An 18296-nucleotide genomic window follows, 5' to 3' on the forward strand; every position below is an offset into this window, starting at 1 on the left:
GGCTCCGTGCATGAGCGAGCTTCCCAAAACCTTCGACCCGGCCTCCATCGAATCGCGCTGGTATGCGCATTGGGAGGCGAGCGGCCAGTTCCGTCCCGATCGCCCGGACGCCGAGCCGTGGACGATCGTCAACCCGCCGCCCAACGTCACGGGCAGCCTGCACATCGGCCACGCGCTCGACAACACGCTGCAGGACATTTCGACGCGCCACGCGCGGCTTAAGGGCAAGGATGCGCTTTGGGTGGTCGGCACCGATCACGCCGGCATCGCGACGCAGATGGTGGTCGAGCGCCAGATGGGCGCGCTGACTCCGCCGCAGAAGCGCACCGACCTGACGCGCGAGGCGTTCGTCGCGAAGGTCTGGGCGTGGAAGGAAGAGAGCGGCGGCGAGATCACGCAGCAGCTTCGCCGGCTCGGCTGCTCGATGGACTGGGCGAACGAACGCTTCACGATGGACGAGGGCTTTTCGAAGGCCGTCCTGAAGGTGTTTGTCGACCTCCACAAGGAGGGGCTCCTGTACCGCGACAAGCGCCTGGTGAATTGGGACCCGGGCCTCGGCACCGCGATCAGCGACCTCGAAGTCGAGACGCGCGAGATCAAGGGGAGTTTCTGGCACCTCCGCTATCCGCTCGCCGACGGGTCGGGCTTGATCGAGGTGGCGACGACGCGGCCCGAGACGATGCTCGCCGACATGGCGGTCGCGGTGAACGCGTCGGACGCACGCTACACGCATCTGATCGGCAAGCAGGTGAAGCTGCCGATCACCGGACGCCTGATCCCGATCATCGCCGACGACCATGCCGATCCCGAACTCGGATCGGGCGCGGTGAAGATCACGCCGGGGCATGATTTCAACGATTTCGAGGTCGGCAAGCGCGCCGGAATGGCCGCGGGCACGATGCTCAACATGCTCGATGCGAAGGCGCGCGTCGTACAGGTGTCGGACGGGCTGATCCCAGACGACCTGCTCGGGCTGACGACGGCGGAGGCGCGGAAGGCCGTCGTCTCGCGGTTGAAGGCAGAGGGCTTTCTGATCCCGCACGTCGACAAGGACGGCGAAGAGCACGACGCCGAGCCGCGCACGATCCAGACCCCGTATGGCGACCGCTCGGGCGTGGTGATCGAGCCGTGGCTGACCGACCAATGGTATGTCGACGCGAAGACGCTCGCGCAGCCGGCGATCGAGGCGGTGCGGACCGGCGCGATCGATATCGTCCCGAAGACGTGGGAGAAGACGTTCTTCAACTGGATGGAGAACATCCAGCCCTGGTGCGTGTCTCGCCAGCTTTGGTGGGGGCACCAGATCCCGGCGTGGTTCTCGCCAGACGGTACGCCGTACGTAGCAGAAACCGAGGCGGAAGCGCAGGCTCTTGCCGGCGATGGCGTAAGCCTCACGCGCGATCCCGACGTGCTCGACACGTGGTTCTCGTCCGCCCTCTGGCCGTTTGCGACGATGGGTTGGCCGGAGGAATCCGATCCGACGCTCGGCGGGCGCTACCCGAACGACGTGCTCATTTCCGGCTTCGACATCCTGTTCTTCTGGAACGCGCGGATGATGATGCAGGGGCTGCACTTCATGAAGGACGTGCCGTTCCGCACGCTCTACCTCCACGGCCTGGTCCGAGCGGCGGACGGCGCGAAGATGTCGAAGTCGAAGGGCAACGTCGTCAACCCGCTCGGGCTGATCGACCAGTACGGCGCCGACGCGCTGCGCTTCTTCATGGCGGCGATGGAGAGCCAGGGGCGCGACATCAAGATGGATGAGAAGCGCGTCGAGGGCTATCGCAACTTCGCGACCAAGCTGTGGAACGCGGCTAGGTTCGCACAGGCCAACGGCATCGTCGCCAGTACGACGCTGGAGGCTCCGCGGGCGGAACTCGCGGTCAACAAGTGGATCATCGCCGAGACGATCGCGACGGTCCAGACGGTCGACCTCGCGCTCGCCGACTACCGCTTCGACGGTGCCGCCAACGCGATCTACCAGTTCGCGTGGAGCCGGTTCTGCGACTGGTATCTCGAACTGATCAAGCCGCAGATGGTCGGTGACGAGCGCGGGCAGATCGACGACGAATCGAAGGCGGTCGCGGGCTGGGTGCTCGACCAGATACTGGTCCTGCTGCATCCGTTCATGCCGTTCATCACCGAGGAACTCTGGCACGCGATGGGCGCTCGCGAGCACGACCTGATCGTCGCGCAGTGGCCGATGGCGGATGCGCGGTCGCTCGATCCGGAAGCGAGCAAGGAGGTCGATTGGCTGATCCGGCTGGTTCAGGAAATCCGCACCGCGCGCAACGAACTGAACGTGCCGCCGGGCGCGCGCCTGCCGCTTCACGTCCGCGATGCGAATGCGGCGACGTTGGCGCGGCTCGAACGCCAGGCGCCGGCGCTCGCCCGTCTCGCCCGCGTCACGCACGCGGACGGTGAAGCCACCGGCGGCGCGGCGCAGGTCGTGGTCGACGAGGCGACCTTCGTCCTGCCCCTCGAAGGCGTCATCGACCTCGACTCCGAACGCGCGCGCCTGACCAAGGCGATCGCGGCGGCGGAGAAGGAGCGCGATGCGCTGTCCGGCCGTCTCGGCAACGCCAGCTTCGTCGAACGCGCCAAGCCCGAAGCGGTGGAAAAGGCCAAGGCCGACCACGCCGACAAGGCCGCCGAGGCCGCCCGGTTGCACGCAGCATTGGGACGACTGGGCTGACCTGCTCCCCTCCCGCTTGCGGGAGGGGTTGGGGGAGGGGCGTGCCTCAAGAACCGGACGCCAGTACGTACGTCGCGCCCTCCCCTGACCCTCCCGCGAGCGGGAGGGGAATGCGTGGTTGGACAGAGCCCCGCGCTAACCAACCATCCGCCCGTACGTCCAATCGGCCATCCGTCCGTTCGTCCGTTCGTCCATCCGCCCGTCACCCCAGCGAAAGCTGGGGTATCCCGGTGAGTAAACGCAACGGCTACCCGACAACGGGGATACCCCAGCTTTCGCTGGGGTGACGGTTTGGGTGGAACGTTGGATTGTGTGTGCTGGCCATGCCACGCCCTACGTATTGTTCTCCCCCGAAGGCGGGAGCCCAATCTGGATCGCCGCCTTCGCGGGGGAGACAAGGCGCGCTTAGTTCGGAGCGGGGGACCTACCCGCTTGTCCCGGCGTTCACTCCGCGGCTAGGCGTACCGCCGATAAGGCGCGCGCGTACATCGGTGGATGCCGGAACGTGTCCGGCATGACGGAGTGACTGTGTGAGCGATCTGCAATCCGACCGGCAGCTTGGCGCCGTCCCAAGCGAGCCCTCCAACGCGGGATCGCCTAGTCGTCCCCGCGGCAAACCCGGCCAGCGCGACCTCACCACCGGGCATATCGGCCGCACACTCCTGGCGTTCGCGCTCCCGACGCTTGGCTCGAACATCCTCCAGTCGCTCAACGGCTCGATCAACGCGATCTGGGTCGGGCGCTATCTCGGCGAGGGCGCACTCGCCGCCACCTCGAACGCCAACATCATCATGTTCCTCACCTTCGGCGCGGTGTTCGGGTTCGGCATGGCTGCGACGATCCTGGTCGGCCAGAGCTTCGGCCGCCACGATCTCGAAGGCGCACGCCGCGCGTTCGGCTCCGCCGTCGGCCTGGTCCTGGGCGGGGCGATCATCATCGCCGCGCTCGGCTGGGTGTTCGCGCCCGAAATCCTGCATCTGCTCGCCACACCCGGCGACGCGATGCCGCTTGCACTTGCCTATCTGCGCGTGATCTTCCTCGGGCTGCCCGCGTCGATGATGATGGTGCTGCTGATGATGGGCCTGCGCGGCACCGGCGATTCGATGACGCCGCTCTGGTTCATGCTGCTCAGCGCGCTGCTGGACAGCGGTCTCAATCCGTTGCTGATCGCCGGAATCGGCCCGTTCCCGCAGATGGGCATTGCCGGCTCGGCGATGGCGACGCTGATCGCAAGCCACGTCTCGCTGCTCGGGTTGATCGTCTACATCTACAAGCGCGACTTGCCGCTGCGGCTGCGCGGCAACGAACTCCGCTACCTGATCCCCGAGCGCGCGCTGGCCGGGACGATCGTGCGGAAGGGCCTGCCGATGGGCGCGCAGATGCTCGTCATGTCGACCGCAGGGCTGGCGATGGTCGGGCTGGTCAACCGACTCGGTGTCGATACCGCGGCGGCCTATGCGGTGTCGCAGCAGTTGTGGACCTATATCCAGATGCCTGCGCTGGCGATCGGGGCTGCGGTCAGTTCGATGGCGGCGCAGAATATCGGCGCAGGCCGCTGGGACCGGGTGGGCGACATCACGAAGTACGGCCTGCTGTTCAACGTGGCGCTGACCGGCGCGATGGTCGGCGTGGTGATCCTGTTCGACCGCCCGGTGATGACGCTGTTCATCGGCAGCGATAGCCCCGCGCTGCCGATCGCGCGGCATATCCAGCTGATCGCGAGCTGGAACTTCATCCTGTTCGGCATGACGATGGTGCTGTTCTCGACGGTCCGCGCGAACGGGGCGGTGATCGCGCCGCTGATCGCGCTGATCGTTGCGCTGTATCCGGTGCGGATCGGCTTTGCGTTGCTGGCGAAACCGTGGCTCGGGGCGGATGCGTTGTGGTGGAGCTTCCCGCTGGGGTCGCTTGCGACGCTGGCGATCGCGGCGTGGTATTATCGCTATGGCAACTGGCGAAAGGGCGCGCTGGTGGTTCCCGACGACAGCGAGGAACAGGCGCACGGCATGAGCGAGCCGGGCGGGCGGTTGCACCCGACGGGTTAAGGCGAAACGCGCTCCCCTCCCTGAAAGGGAGGGGCTGGGGGTAGGTAGGGCAGCTTTGCCGCCGACGTTCGATGATACGGAAGCCGACCCACCCCCGACCCCTCCCTTCCAGGGAGGGGGGAAGATTACCGCAGGCGTTTGACGAACGACCGGCCACCTTCGCGGCGCTCATGCTGGAAGTTCGGGATCGTCTCGATCAGGTCCGACAGCCGATTGAACCCGTAGTTGCGCGCGTCGAAGCTCGACCGGTTGCCTGCGAGCTGACCGAGTTCGGCGACGCTGGCATAGCCCTTCTCGTCGCGCTTTACGGCGTTGTAGGCGTCGATCAGCAGCTTGATGACCTGCTCGTCGATCGGCTGTGCGGTCTTCGGCCGAGCGACGGGCGCTGGCGCCGCTGCCTTCTCGCCAGCGACGGCGGCGGGGGCCGGGGCGGGCATCGCCTGCGACGTCTCGTTCAGCGCGCCGACGTCGATGAACCGGGTGCACGCCTGGCGGAATCCCTCCGGCGTGCGGCTGGTGCCGAAGCCGTACACCGGGATGCCATCTTGGCGGATGCGCGTGGCGAGCGGCATGAAGTCGCTGTCCGACGACATGATGCCGAAGCCGTCGATGCGCCCGCGGAACAGCAGGTCCATCGCGTCGATCGTCATCTTCATGTCGGTCGCGTTCTTGCCCTTGGTCAGGTCGAACTGCTGCTGCGGCTCGATGCCATGCTTGATCGACATGTCGCTCCACGCCTTCAGCGCAGGCTTCGACCAATTACCATAGACCCGCCGGACGTTGACCGTGCCGAGTTCGGCAAGGACGGTCAGCACCGGGTCGAGCGTGGCGGCGGACGCGTTGTCCGCGTCGATCAGGAGGGCGACGTTGCGCGTTGTGGTATCGATCATGCGCGCAGGATTAGCCGCGCCCGCGCCCCGCGTCCACGCTCCACGCGCCGCCACCCGCTGCGGCGAGGTACAGGAAGACGAAGCAGTAGAGCACCGCTGGCTCGCCGCCATTGGCGATCGGGAAGGGGCCTTGCGGGAAATGCGCTAGGAAATAGGCGACCGCGGACATCCCCGACAGCACGAACGCCACCGGTCGCGTGAACAGGCCGATGATCAGCATGCCGCCGCCGACGACTTCGAGGATCCCCGCGACGTAGAGCAGCGGGTTCATCGGCATCGGGAAGGGGGGCAGGCCGAAGAACTTCGAGATGCCATGGCTGAAGAAGACGAGTGCGACGACGATGCGCATGACGCTGAGCAGGCGGGCGGACCAGGTGGCGGGTATCGGCATGGCGGACGTCCTTGGGTGTCGTTGCGAGGGCGAAACGTCACACGGGCGCGGGGCAGGGTCAATTCGCGTAAATCGAAACGGATCGTTCGCGAGGGCAACTCACGATCCTCCCCCGCCAGGGGGAGGTGGCACCGCAGGTGACGGAGGGGGAGGAACGCGCAACGACCGTTTCCCTTTCCTCCCCCTCCGTCTGACAAGAGCCAGCCACCTCCCCCTTGCGGGGGAGGATCGTGAAGTCAGGGATACGCGATCGCGATCACCTCATATTCGCGTTCGCCGGCGGGCAGGTCCACCCGGCGCACATCGCCGATCGCCGCACCGCGAAGAGCGCGCGCGAACGGCGAGTTCCAGCCGATCCGCCCATTGCTCGCATCCGTCTCGTCGTCACCGATGAGCGTCAGCACGCGCTCGACGTCATCCTCGTCCGCGACCGTCACGCAGGCCCCGAACCACACGCGCGAGCGGTCCTCCTGCTGCGCGGGATCGACGACCTTGGCCGCCTTCATCTGCTTCGACAGCCAGCCAAGCCGGCGGTCGATCTCGCGCAGACGCTTGCGGCCGTAGATATAATCACCGTTCTCGGAGCGATCGCCATTGCCCGCGGCCCAGGAGATGACCTCGACCAAGGCGGGCCGCTCGGTCGACAGGAGTTGCTCGTATTCGGTGCGGAGCACGGCGTAGCCGGCAGGGGTGATGTAGTTCGGGCGGTCCATGCGCGAGGCTATACCGCCTCGAGATCGGTCACCCTAGCCGCAACAACCGTCTTCTTGACCACAACGCCCGTCACATCGACCGCAACATCTGTCATCTCGGCAGCAACGCCCGTCACCCCAGCGAAAGCTGGGGCCTCCCGCGGCTCCAGTCCGACCGACAACCGGGATACCCCAGCGTTCGCTGGGGTGACGAGTGTTTGGGGCGGGGAACACTCTTAAGTGATCAACTAAGTGATCAGCCCGGCCGGTTCTTCCCCAGATACCACGACAGCCGCGCCGCCCCCCGGCTCTTCGCCCGCGCGGGGTTCATCAGGTCGTAGACCACCGCATTCTCCAGCACGCGCTGTACGTAGTTGCGCGTCTCCTGGTACGGGATCGCCTCGACCCAATCGATGATATCGACCGAGCCGGTCCGCGGGTCGCCGTTCGCGCGGAGCCATTTGTTCACGTTGCCGCCGCCCGCATTATACGCCGCCACCGCCAACGGATAACTGCCGTAATTGGCGTACACGCGCTGAAAATAGCTCGACCCCAGCATGATCGACATGTTCGGATCGGTCGTCAGCGCCGCCTGGTTATACGCCAGCCCGATCTTCCCCGACTGCTCGCGCGCGGTCGCCGGCATTAGCTGCATCAACCCACGAGCTCCTGCATGCGACACCGCCGCCCGATCGAACTGGCTCTCCTGCCGCGAGATCGCGTGGATGATTGTCCAGTTATTCTCATACCCCGCCGGCACCGACACCATCGGGAAGCCGACCGCGGAGTAATCGCTGAGCCCGTTCGCCAGCGCGCTGCGCCCGACCATTACGCCCAGATCCGGCCGGTTGATGCTCTTCGACAGTTCCGCGGCGAGCAGGTGATCGGTGTCGGTCGTCGCATCCGCCGCGATCTGGCGGACGAACGCGGTCTGGTCCTGCCAGTCGGCGATCTGCCCGAGGAACTTGACCGCGCGCACCGTCTCGCGCCGCTCGAACGCGGCGCGTGCGGCTGGATCGACTGCCACCGAAGCGACCGAGGGCGGTGCGACCAGCGGGCGCCCGGTCCGCTCGTTCGCCAGCTGCCCGTAATATTGATCGCGGTAGCTTGCCGCCTGGCCGTAGAATGCCGCCGCCTGAGGCGCCAACCCGGCTGCCTCCGCCGCACGGCCCGCCCAGTAATAGCCCTTCGACCGCACCTGAGGCGAGCGCGAGCCGCGCGCGTACCGGTCGAACAGCGTCATCGCATCCGCCGGCCGCCCGAGCTGCTTCATCGCCACTCGTCCGCCGAGCCACGCGAGATTGGTGTATTCGTCGCGCTCGGCATAGGATTTCGTCGAGACGTCGGTACCAACCGGATACGCGTCGTCGATCTGCCGCGCGATGTCGTAGGCGACCTGATACTGCCCGTCGTTCGCCGCGCCGTTCGCGTTGGTGACGAGCACCTCGTACCATTCCGCCGCATTGCCCGGCCGCGTCACAAGCGACCGTGGCCGCGCCAGCCACGCCCGTGCCGAAGGGCTCGCCCCCGAATTGCGCAACCACTGTGCCCGGTCGGCGACATAGCCCGCGTCGTTCGCATACAGGCTCTGCGTCGAGGCCGAGATATCCGACGCGTTCGGCGCATTCATCCGGAACGCCAGCCGCGCCTGGAATATCGGCCGTCGCGCAGCGCTGGTCCAAACGATCTGTCGCTGCGCCGCGCCGGTCTGACCCGCCCACAACAGCGCATCCATCCGGGCGTCCTGGTCGTCCGGCCTCAGCGCACCGGGGAAGCCCGACGTCACCATCGCCTCGTCGGTCGGCGTCAGCCCGGCGCTGCGCCATGCTGTCCGGACTGCGGCATAGGCCTGATCCCGCGCACCGGTTGCCTGCAAAGCGCGCGCATAGGCGACCCCGCCCGAAGCCGATTGCGGCGGATAGCGGCGGAAAAACGCGACCACGCTGGTCGGCGAACCCGTCGTCGCCTTGCGCTCAGCCGCACGCCGGTTCGCCGCTTCGTTCGGCCAGCCCGGATGCGCCATCAGGAAGCCTGCATAACTGTCGAACGGCAGCGCGTCGGTCTGTTGCAACGCCCGCCACTGTGCGATGGTCGAGGCGATCGCGCCGTCGGTCGCCATCGGCTGCGCGTTGGGCCCCATATTGGCGAGCTGCGTGCTGTATCGATCTAGCGTCTGCTGACCCCCATCCCCAATGGCGCCTGAGGAGACAGCGGTCTGTGCGACGACTGCAAGAAGAAGGCTCGTTTTCAACATCGATGCTACCATGTGGACAGCATACGCCTCCAACCCGTATCTGTCCTGAACGAAATCCGGATTTCGCCCGGTATTTGGCGCAACAGGCCAGACTTCTCTTCTAGTATGGACGCAGGCTACCGCATGTTTTCAGGATCGATTCCCGCGCTCGTCACGCCGTTCGCCGCCGATGGCAGCTTCGACGAACCGGCTTACCGCGACTTCATCGAATGGCAGATCGCCGAGGGCTCGTCGGGCCTCGTCGCGTGCGGCACCACCGGCGAGGCGGCGACCTTGTCCTATGACGAGCATTTCCACGTCGTCCGCGTCTGCGTCGACCAGGCGAAAGGCCGCGTGCCGGTGATCGCCGGAGCAGGCTCGAACGATACGCGCGTCGCGTCCGCGAACCTGCGCGCCGCGAAGGAAGCCGGCGCCGACGCCGCGCTGATGGTGCCGCCCTATTACAACCGGCCGGGGCAGGAGGGCATCTTCCGTCATTTCGAAGCGCTCGCGCAGACGACGCCGTTGCCGATCATCCTCTACAACGTGCCAGCGCGGACGGTGACCGACATCCAGCCCGCGACTCTCGCGCGGATCGTGAAGGCGTTCCCCGACGTGTTCGTCGGCGTGAAGGATGCGAGCGGCGTCCTCGCCCGCGTTTCCCAGCACCGCGCGTCGTGTGGTCCCGACTTCTGCCAATTGTCGGGCAATGACGACATGGCGCTGGCGTTCAACGTCATGGGCGGCACCGGCTGCATCTCGGTGACGGCCAACGTCGCGCCGAAGCTCTGCGCCGAGTTCCAGGCGGCGTGTCAGTCCGGCGATTTCGTCAAGGCGCTGGCGTATCAGGATCAGCTTTACCCGCTCCACGAGGCGCTGTTCACTGACGCTTCGCCCGGGCCGGTGAAATACGCGATGACTAAGGTACGGGCAGGTTTCCCGGAGACCCTGCGCCTGCCGATGACCCCCGCCGGTGAGGCGTCACGCGCGGCGGTTGATGCGGCCGTGGCGCACGCGCGTCTCGCCTGAAACCCACTCCGTCATCCTGACGAAAGTCAGGACCCAGAGCCAAGCAGGGCGTCGCTCCGTAATCCTGGGTCCTGACTTTCGTCAGGATGACGGCGCGCAGGGGAATAAACGGAAGCGCAAACACCGCGCCCGCTTCCCCTAAGCCTCGCGACCTCCTACATCGCGCGTCCCATGGCACGTCCCAAACCCCCGACCTTCGAGAAGACCAAGATCGTCGCCGAGAACCGGCGCGCGCGGTATGACTATTATATCGAGCAGGTGTTCGAGGCGGGCATCGCGCTCACCGGCACCGAGGTGAAGGCGCTGCGCGGCGGCGAGGGATCGATCGCCGAGGCCTATGCCGAGGTGAAGGGCAAGAACGTCGTCCTGGTGAATTCGAACATTCCCGAATTCAGCCACGGCAACCGCTTCAACCACGAGCCCAAGCGGCCGCGCAAACTGCTGCTCCACGAGCGCGAGATCAACAAGATGTTCGGCGCGGTCGCACGCCAGGGCATGACGCTCGTACCGCTGATGATCTACTTCAATTCGAAGGGTCGCGCGAAGATCGAACTCGCGCTCGCCAAGGGCAAGCAGAACCACGACAAGCGCGATTCGGTGAAGGAACAGGACTGGAAGCGCGAGCAGGGCCGGATCATGCGGGATCGCGGATAGCCTGTGTCGAAGGCGCCGGGCAGTATCTTCGGGCGCCTCGCGGCGTGGTCGCGTCGCAACTTGCCGACCCGCGAATCGATGGAGCGGAACCGGCTGCTGCGTCCGGTCGCGCACCGCGTGCTCGCGCCCGAACTCTGGCGCTTCACACGGCGATCGGTTCCCCGCGGCGTTGCGCTCGGCATGGTCGCAGGCATCCTGATCCCGGTTGCGCAGACCCCGGTAGCCGCAATCTTCGCGCTGCCGTTTCGCGCTAACGTGCCAACCGCGGCGCTGACCACCTTCATCACCAATCCGCTGACCACGCCGCCGCTCTGGATCGCCGCCTATTGGATCGGCTCGTCGATGCTGCGGCTCGACGAACATGTTCCCGGCCAGCCCGTTGCCAACGCCGCCGCGCGCACCGAATGGATCCCGTGGCTGATGCAGGCGGGGCCCGCCACCGCGCTGGGTCTTCTGGTCATCACGGTCGTCTGTTCGGTCGGCGGCTATGCGCTCAGCGCGCTCGGCTGGCGGCTGTGGATCGCGCGCAAGTGGCGGCATCGGCACGATAATCGTGCGGCGTAGTATTTCGTAACATTTGACACCGCTTGGAATTGACGGACCGTCCTATCGGCGTAGAACACGCCGCATCCTGAAGTCTTCTCCCGAGGTCCCTTGATGCGTAAGTCGATTGTTACCGTGATCCTGCTCGCGTCCGCCGCTTCCGCTTTCGCGCAGACCAACCAGGCTGCTCCGTCGCCGACGCTCGCCAAGGCCGCCAAAGGCCCCGTCGCGCCAAAGGATGCCAACAAGCCGCAGATCGGCGATTTCGGCTTCGACATGGCGGGCCGCGATACCAGCGTGACGCCGGGTACCGACTTCTTCGATTACGCCAATGGCGGCTGGGTGAAGACCACGCCGATCCCCGCTGATCGCTCGTCCTATGGCATGTTCCACGTCCTCCAGGACCTGTCGCTCGAACGCACCCGTACGATCCTCGATGCCGCGGCGAAGACGCCCGGCGACAAGGTCGGAGATTTCTACTCCAGCTTCATGGACGAGACCGCCGTCAACGCTAAGGGCGCAACGCCGGTCAAGCCGATGCTCGCCGCGATCAAGGCGACCAAGGACAAGACCGCGCTCGTCACCGAGATCGCAAAGCTCCAGCGCCAGGGCGTCGGCGGCCTCGTCGGCGTCGGCGTCCAGCAGGATGATAAGGACCCCACCACCTATGTCGTCGGCCTAGGCCAGAGCGGTATCGGCCTCCCCGACCGCGATTACTACCTCAAGGACGACGCGAAGCTCGCCACCATCCGTACCGCCTACCAGGCGTATCTCACGCGGATGCTGACGCTCGCCGGCGAGCCCAACGCCGCCGCCCGCGCCGCCGCCGTGTTCGCCATGGAGAAGGGCCTCGCGACCGCGCACTGGACCCGGATCGAGAGCCGCGACGCGGACAAGACCTACAATAAATGGACCGCCGCCGATTTCGCCGCGAAGGCACCGGGCTTCCCTTGGGCGCAGTACATGACCGCGATGGGCGTCACCGGCCGTCCGTTCTACCTCGTCGCACAGCCGAGCGCGCTGACCGGCGAGGCGAAGGTGTTCGCCGATACGCCGATCAATGTCCTCCAGGACTATGCGATGCTCAAGGTGCTGCGGTCGTACGCGCCGTATCTGTCGAGCGATTTCGACAAGACCAACTTCGCGTTCTACGGCACCACGCTGTCCGGCACGCCCGAGCAGCAGGTCCGCTGGAAGCGCGGCGTGTCGACCGTGTCGGGCGCGATGGGCGAGGCGATCGGCCAGCAGTACGTGGCGAAGTATTTCCCGCCCGCATCGAAGGCCGCGGCCGACGACCTCGTCAAGAACGTCATCGCCGCGATGGGCGAGCGCTTGCGCAACCTCGAATGGATGGCGCCAGAGACCAAGACCAAGGCACTCGCCAAGCTCGCCGCCTTCACCCCGAAGATCGGCTATCCCGACACGTGGCGCGATTATTCCGCGCTCCAGATCCAGCGCGGCGATCTCGTCGGTAACGTCGCGCGCGCCAATGCGTTCGAATACGACCGCGACCTGAAGAAGTTGGGCCAGCCGATCGATCGCGGCGAGTGGTTCATGACGCCGATGACGATCAACGCCTACGCCAACCCGACGATGAACGAGGTCGTCTTCCCGGCCGCGATCCTCCAGCCGCCGTTCTTCGATCCAAAGGCGGACCCGGCGGTCAATTACGGCGGCATCGGCGCGGTGATCGGCCACGAGATCAGCCATCACTTCGACGACCAGGGCCGCAAATACGACCTCAACGGCAAGCTCACCGACTGGTGGACGCCGCAGGACGTCGCGCGCTTCAAGGTGTTCACCGATGCGCTGGTGAAGCAGTACGACGCGTACGAACCGCTGCCCGGTCAGCACATCCAGGGTGGCCTGACGCTCGGCGAGAACATCGCCGATCTTGCCGGCCTCACGGTCGCCTACGACGCGTATCACAAGTCGCTCGGCGGCAAGCCTGCGCCGATCATCGACGGCACGACCGGCGACCAGCGCTTCTATTACGGCTGGGCGGGCGTCTGGCGCACCAAGTTCCGCGACGCGGCGCTCCAGCAGGCGCTCCTGTCGGACCCGCATTCGCCGGGCCATCAGCGCGTCCTGACGGTCCGCAACCTCGATCCTTGGTATGCCGCGTTCGGCGCCAAGCCGGGTGAGAAGAGCTACCTCGCCCCAGCCAATCGCGTCCGTATCTGGTAACTGACGCCGTCCCATAGAGCCCCGTCATCCTGGGCTCGACCCAGGATCCAGAGCCACGCGCGCGCCGCTGTCGGCTCTGGATCCTGACTTTCGTCAGGATGACGAAGTTTGGAGAGAAACATGAAGTCGTTCATCGTCGCCGGCCTGCTCGCCGCAACCGCCATCACCGGCGTCACCGCCGCCATCTCGCAAACGGCTGAGCCAACGCCAGCCGCTCCAGCCACCTCGACCGGCGCCCAATACGGCACGTTCGGCTTCGACGAGAAGGGCATGGACAAGACCGTCCAGCCCGGTGACGACTTCTACACCTTCGCCAACGGCAATTGGGCGAAGACCAACCCGATCCCCGCCGACAAGTCGAACTACGGCTCGTTCAACCTCCTCTCCGACCTGTCCGAAACACGTACCCGCGGCATCCTTGACACCGCCGCGAAGGACCCGAACTCGAAGATCGGCCGCGCCTACGCGACCTTCCTCGACACCGGTACGATCGAGGCGAAGGGTCTCGCGCCGATCCGCCCGTGGCTGAAGACAATCGCCGCGCTGACCGACCGCGCGCAATATCCCGCCCTCCTCGCCGAAGCCGACCGCGCCGGCATTCGCGGCCCGTTCGGCGGCGGCGTCGGCCAGGACGACAAGTCCCCTGAGCAATACGCGCTCTCGCTCGGCCAGTCCGGCCTCGGCCTCCCCGACCGCGATTACTACCTCAGCACCGACGCCAAGCTCGTCGAGGCACGCAACGCCTACCGCGCGCACATCGTCAAGATGCTGACGCTCGCCGGCGAACCCAATGCCGAGGCCCGCGCCACCGCCTTGCTCGCGTTCGAGACCGAGATCGCGAAGGTCAGCTGGACCCGCGTCGACAGCCGCGACGCCACCAAGACCTACAACAAGATGACCGTCGCCGATCTCGCCAAGCGCGCGCCCGGCTTCGATTTCGTCGCCTATTTCAGGGGCATCGGCACGCCCGTCCCGACCGTCATCGTCGCGCAGCCCTCCGCGATCACCGGCATCGCCAAGCTCGTCTCGACCGCGCCGATCGGCGTGCTCAAGGACCAGCTGATCCTCCGCTCGCTCGACGGCTATGCCGACGTCCTCCCCAAGGCGTTCGACGCCGAGCAGTTCGCGTTCTACGGCACCGTCCTCGGCGGCACGCCCGAGCAGGAGGCGCGCTGGAAGCGGGGCGTGCAGTTCACCTCGGGCGCGCTCGATGACGAGGTCAGCAAGCTCTACGTCGCGCAGTATTTCCCGCCCGAGACCAAGGCCGCGGCGGACAAGCTCGTCAAGAACGTGCTCGCCGCGATGGGCCGTCGGATCGACAAGCTCGAATGGATGGCGCCCGAGACGAAGGTCAAGGCGCACGCCAAGCTCGCCGCGTTCACGCCGAAGATCGGCTATCCGAGCCAGTGGAAGGATTTCTCCGGCCTGACGATCACGTCGGGCGACGCGTTCGGCAACGAATGGCGCGCGAACGAATGGCAGCACCAGGACAATATTTCCAAGCTCGGCAAGCCGTTGCAGCGCTGGGAATGGGGCATGACGCCGATGACGGTGAACGCCTATGCCAATTTCGGCATGGTCGAGATCGTCTTCCCCGCCGCGATCCTGCAGCCGCCGTTCTTCGATCCGAAGGCCGACGACGCGGTCAATTACGGCGGCATCGGTGCGGTGATCGGCCACGAACTGAGCCATCATTTCGATGACCAGGGCTCGAAGTACGACGCAAAGGGCCAGCTCACCGACTGGTGGACAGCCAAGGACATCGCCGGCTTCAACGCGCTCACCGGCAAGCTCGGCGCGCAGTACGACGCGTACGAGCCGCTCCCTGGCATGCACGTGAAGGGCCAACTCACGATGGGCGAGAATATCGCCGATCTCGCTGGCCTTACGGTGGCGTACGACGCGTACCACACGGCGCTCGGCGGCAAGACCGCGCCCGTCCTCGACGGGTTCACCGGCGACCAGCGCTTCTATCTCGGCTGGGCGCAGGTCTGGCGCCGCAACTACCGTGAAGCGAACCTGCGCAATCGTTTGCTGACCGATCCTCACTCGCCGTCGCAGCAGCGGGCGTGGGTCGTGCGGAACCTCGACCCCTGGTATGCAGCGTACAAGCCGACGCCGGGGCAGAAGCTGTATCTGACCCCGGAGCAGCGCGTCCGGATCTGGTAAAGGGCTTTCCGGAGATTACCGTAAGCCCTGTTCCCCCGCGAAAGCGGGGGGCCCAGGATCACAAGCGCCTCGCAACGCGGCGGACATCGCAACCTGATCAACGTCACCCCAGCGAAAGCTGGGGTATCCCTCGGGGCACGCGACGCGCGCCTACCGACAAGATCCCAGCTTTCGCTGGGATGACGGGGTTGGGTGGGGGACGTGCTTCGCTTGAACGCCGTGTTCCGCTCGGATTATGACGCCCGCCTGAGTGGTGCTTCCAACGCGCAACGCCGTGCGTGCTCGGAACACGCCCAAATCAAGCATCCCGCTTGACGCCCAGCCCCGCTTGAGCGGATGACTCCCCCGATGGCATCGTTCGCTTTATCCACCCCGGCCCGTAACGCTGCGCTCGTCGCTATCGCCTCCGGGATTGCCGCCGCCGCGATCGTGCTGTTGCTCGTCGGCAGCTGGATCGCCGCCGCCGGTTTCTTCGCCGCCGCCATCATCGTCATCGGCGCGCTGATCGCCTGGCGCCTGCTCAATCCGGTCGCCAAGGATGCCCCCCGTCCGGTCGACTGGGACCTGACCCGCACCGTCGCCGAAGCCGGCGCCGACGCCATCGCCATCACCGACCGCGCCGGTCGCCTGGTCTGCGCCAACGACGCCTACGAAGCGTTGTTCGCCGGCTTCCCCACGCCCCCCGGCCTGCCGCTCGACGAAGCCGGCATCGCCGCGCTCGCCGACGCCGGCCGTTCCGCGTGGCGCGACGGCACCGCGCAGGTCGAGCGCCTCAACACGCAGGGCATCCAGCTCTCCGCGCAGATCGCCCGCGCCGGCGACGACGCCGACATGCTCGTCTGGCGTTTCGTCACCGCGCAGGAGCACGACCTCGCCGAGACGCTCGCCGCGCTGCTGACCGGACCGACCGGAGACCGGCTCGGCGGCAGCGGCATCATGGCCGCGTTGCTGTCCCCCGACGGCCGCGTCCGCTCCGCCAACCGCGTGCTGAGAGCGCGTGCGTGCGGCGACGAATACGACCCGATCGAAGGCCGCGACTTCGCCCGCTTCCTGATCACCGACAGCCGCGGCCTCGTCCGGTTCGAGCGCGAAGGCCTCGAAGGCACGCCGCTCCGCGTCCTGCAGATCCCGTTCCTCGAAGGCGACGACGCGCCCGTGCTGGTCGCGCTGCTCGACGACGAGGAGGACGCGCCCGCACTCGGCGCCAGTGCCTCCGCGCACGTCCGCAGCCTGGTCAGCATGATGCCGTTCGGGATGGCGCTGGTCGATCGCGACGGCCGCTTCCTGCAGATGAACGACTCGTTCTTGCGCGCGGCCGGCGTGAACGCGGTCGCCCCGCCGCTCTATCCGGGCGACCTGGTTGTCCGCGAGGACAAGGCCGCGGTCGCCGACGCGATCCGCAAGTTCGCAAACGGCGCGACGCACTCCGCCGACATGGCGGTCCGTCTCAAGGATCACCCCGACGAGCCGGTCGCGCTCACCATCGCCGGCGCGCGCGGGCTCGGCGACGCGGCCGTGCTGCTCAGCCTCAAGGACAATAGCGAGGAAAGCCGCCTCAAGCGCGAGGTCGCGCAGGCTACCAAGATGCAGGCGGTCGGTCAGCTCGCGGGCGGCGTCGCGCATGATTTCAACAATATCCTGACCGCGATCATCGGGCACTGCGACCTGATGCTGATGCGCCACTCGCCCGGTGACAGCGACTACGACGACATCCAGCAGGTCCGCACCAACTCGAACCGCGCCGCCAGCCTGACGCGGCAACTGCTCGCCTTCTCGCGCCAGCAGACGCTTCGTCCCCAAATCCTCCAGCTCCCGGACGTCGTCTCCGAAGTCTCCAACCTCCTCAAGCGCCTGATGGGCGAGAACGTCCGCCTCGACATGACCCACGGCCGCAATCTCGGCCCGGTCCGCGCCGATCCGGGCCAGCTGGAACAGGTCGTCGTCAACCTCGCGGTCAATGCGCGCGACGCGATCGTCTCGGCGAACGCGCGTGGCGGCGGCGTGCTCACGATCACCACGCGCGCGGTACCGGCGTCCGAAGTCCGCGCGATGGCGTCCGACATCCTGCCCGTCGCCGACTATACCGCGCTGATCGTCCAGGACACCGGCACCGGCATCCCGCCCGACGTGCTGCCCAAGATCTTCGAGCCGTTCTTCACGACCAAGGAATTCGGCAAGGGCACAGGCCTCGGCCTGTCCACCGTCTATGGCATCGTCAAGCAATCCGGCGGCTACATCTTCGCCGACAGCAAGCTGGGGCAGGGCGCCACCTTTACCATGTACCTGCCGGTTCACTCGGCGCCGGCGGCGACGCGCGCCGCGGTCGTGAAGCCCGCGCCGAAGCCGGTCGACCTGTGGGGCACCGGCACGATCCTGCTGGTCGAGGACGAGGACATGGTCCGCGCGGTCGCCGAACGTGCGCTCGCGCGGCAGGGCTATACCGTGCTTACCGCGGAGAACGGCGAGATCGCGCTGGAAGTGCTCGAGAAACACGGGCGCCCGGACCTGCTCATCAGCGATGTCGTGATGCCGCAGATGGACGGCCCGACGATGGTCCGCCATGCACGCGAGAAATATCCCGATCTGCCGATCCTGTTCATGTCGGGCTATGCCGAGGAGCAGTTGCGCAAGTCCATAGATCTCGACAACGTCGCGTTCCTGCCAAAGCCTTTCTCGGTGCAGGAACTCGCCGAAGCAGCGCGAGACGTGCTGGCCGCGCGCTGACTCGAACAAGATGTTGGCAAGTCGTAACAATCCCGACTATGCGC

Annotated in this window: 12 protein-coding genes; 8 read left to right on the forward strand and 4 right to left on the reverse strand. The window is 66.6% G+C overall.

Going from position 1 to position 18296, the window contains the following annotated elements:
- The first annotated feature begins 10 nt into the window (after positions 1–10).
- Positions 11–2695, forward strand: a complete 2685-nt coding sequence (locus U1737_RS14220; protein ID WP_332797224.1) for a valine--tRNA ligase — start codon at positions 11–13, stop codon at positions 2693–2695.
- Between the two features lie 539 nt (positions 2696–3234).
- Positions 3235–4740: an MATE family efflux transporter gene (locus tag U1737_RS14225; RefSeq protein ID WP_282580534.1), complete on the forward strand. Its 1506-nt coding sequence runs from the start codon at positions 3235–3237 to the stop codon at positions 4738–4740.
- 125 nt (positions 4741–4865) lie between these two features.
- On the opposite strand, the gene U1737_RS14230 is transcribed toward U1737_RS14225, so the two are convergent.
- From U1737_RS14230 to U1737_RS14245, 4 genes are all read right to left on the reverse strand, one after another.
- A complete protein-coding gene (locus tag U1737_RS14230; RefSeq protein WP_248523087.1) occupies positions 4866–5630 on the reverse strand; it encodes an NYN domain-containing protein in 765 nt (254 codons plus the stop codon).
- Positions 5631–5640: 10 nt separating this feature from the next.
- The gene (locus tag U1737_RS14235; protein WP_332797225.1) at positions 5641–6021 is read right to left on the reverse strand and encodes a DoxX family protein; all 381 of its coding nucleotides are present in this window, start codon (positions 6019–6021) and stop codon (positions 5641–5643) included.
- Positions 6022–6257: 236 nt separating this feature from the next.
- Positions 6258–6734, reverse strand: coding sequence for a transcription elongation factor GreB (gene greB, locus U1737_RS14240; protein ID WP_332797226.1), 477 nt, complete (start codon positions 6732–6734; stop codon positions 6258–6260).
- Positions 6735–6969: 235 nt separating this feature from the next.
- Positions 6970–8979, reverse strand: a complete 2010-nt coding sequence (locus tag U1737_RS14245; RefSeq protein ID WP_332797227.1) for a lytic transglycosylase domain-containing protein — start codon at positions 8977–8979, stop codon at positions 6970–6972.
- A 111-nt stretch (positions 8980–9090) separates the two neighbouring features.
- Between U1737_RS14245 and dapA the strand changes: the two genes are divergently transcribed.
- From dapA to U1737_RS14275, 6 genes are all read left to right on the forward strand, one after another.
- On the forward strand, positions 9091–9975 hold the full coding sequence (dapA, locus tag U1737_RS14250) for a 4-hydroxy-tetrahydrodipicolinate synthase (RefSeq protein ID WP_248523093.1): 885 nt from the start codon (positions 9091–9093) through the stop codon (positions 9973–9975).
- Positions 9976–10146: 171 nt separating this feature from the next.
- Entirely contained in the window at positions 10147–10629 is a 483-nt protein-coding gene (gene smpB, locus U1737_RS14255) for an SsrA-binding protein SmpB (RefSeq protein ID WP_055879372.1), read from the forward strand.
- Between the two features lie 78 nt (positions 10630–10707).
- The gene (locus U1737_RS14260; protein ID WP_187503981.1) at positions 10708–11193 is read left to right on the forward strand and encodes a DUF2062 domain-containing protein; all 486 of its coding nucleotides are present in this window, start codon (positions 10708–10710) and stop codon (positions 11191–11193) included.
- 93 nt (positions 11194–11286) lie between these two features.
- Positions 11287–13359 (forward strand): M13 family metallopeptidase, encoded by a 2073-nt coding sequence (locus U1737_RS14265; RefSeq protein ID WP_332797228.1) that lies wholly within the window; start codon positions 11287–11289, stop codon positions 13357–13359.
- Positions 13360–13479: 120 nt separating this feature from the next.
- Entirely contained in the window at positions 13480–15528 is a 2049-nt protein-coding gene (locus tag U1737_RS14270) for a M13 family metallopeptidase (protein ID WP_332797229.1), read from the forward strand.
- A 348-nt stretch (positions 15529–15876) separates the two neighbouring features.
- The gene (locus tag U1737_RS14275) at positions 15877–18252 is read left to right on the forward strand and encodes a hybrid sensor histidine kinase/response regulator (protein ID WP_332797230.1); all 2376 of its coding nucleotides are present in this window, start codon (positions 15877–15879) and stop codon (positions 18250–18252) included.
- Positions 18253–18296: the final 44 nt, after the last annotated feature.

The sequence above is a fragment of the Sphingomonas fucosidasi genome, from assembly GCF_036663855.1.
In the GTDB taxonomy this organism is placed as follows: Bacteria; Pseudomonadota; Alphaproteobacteria; order Sphingomonadales; family Sphingomonadaceae; genus Sphingomonas; species Sphingomonas faeni_B.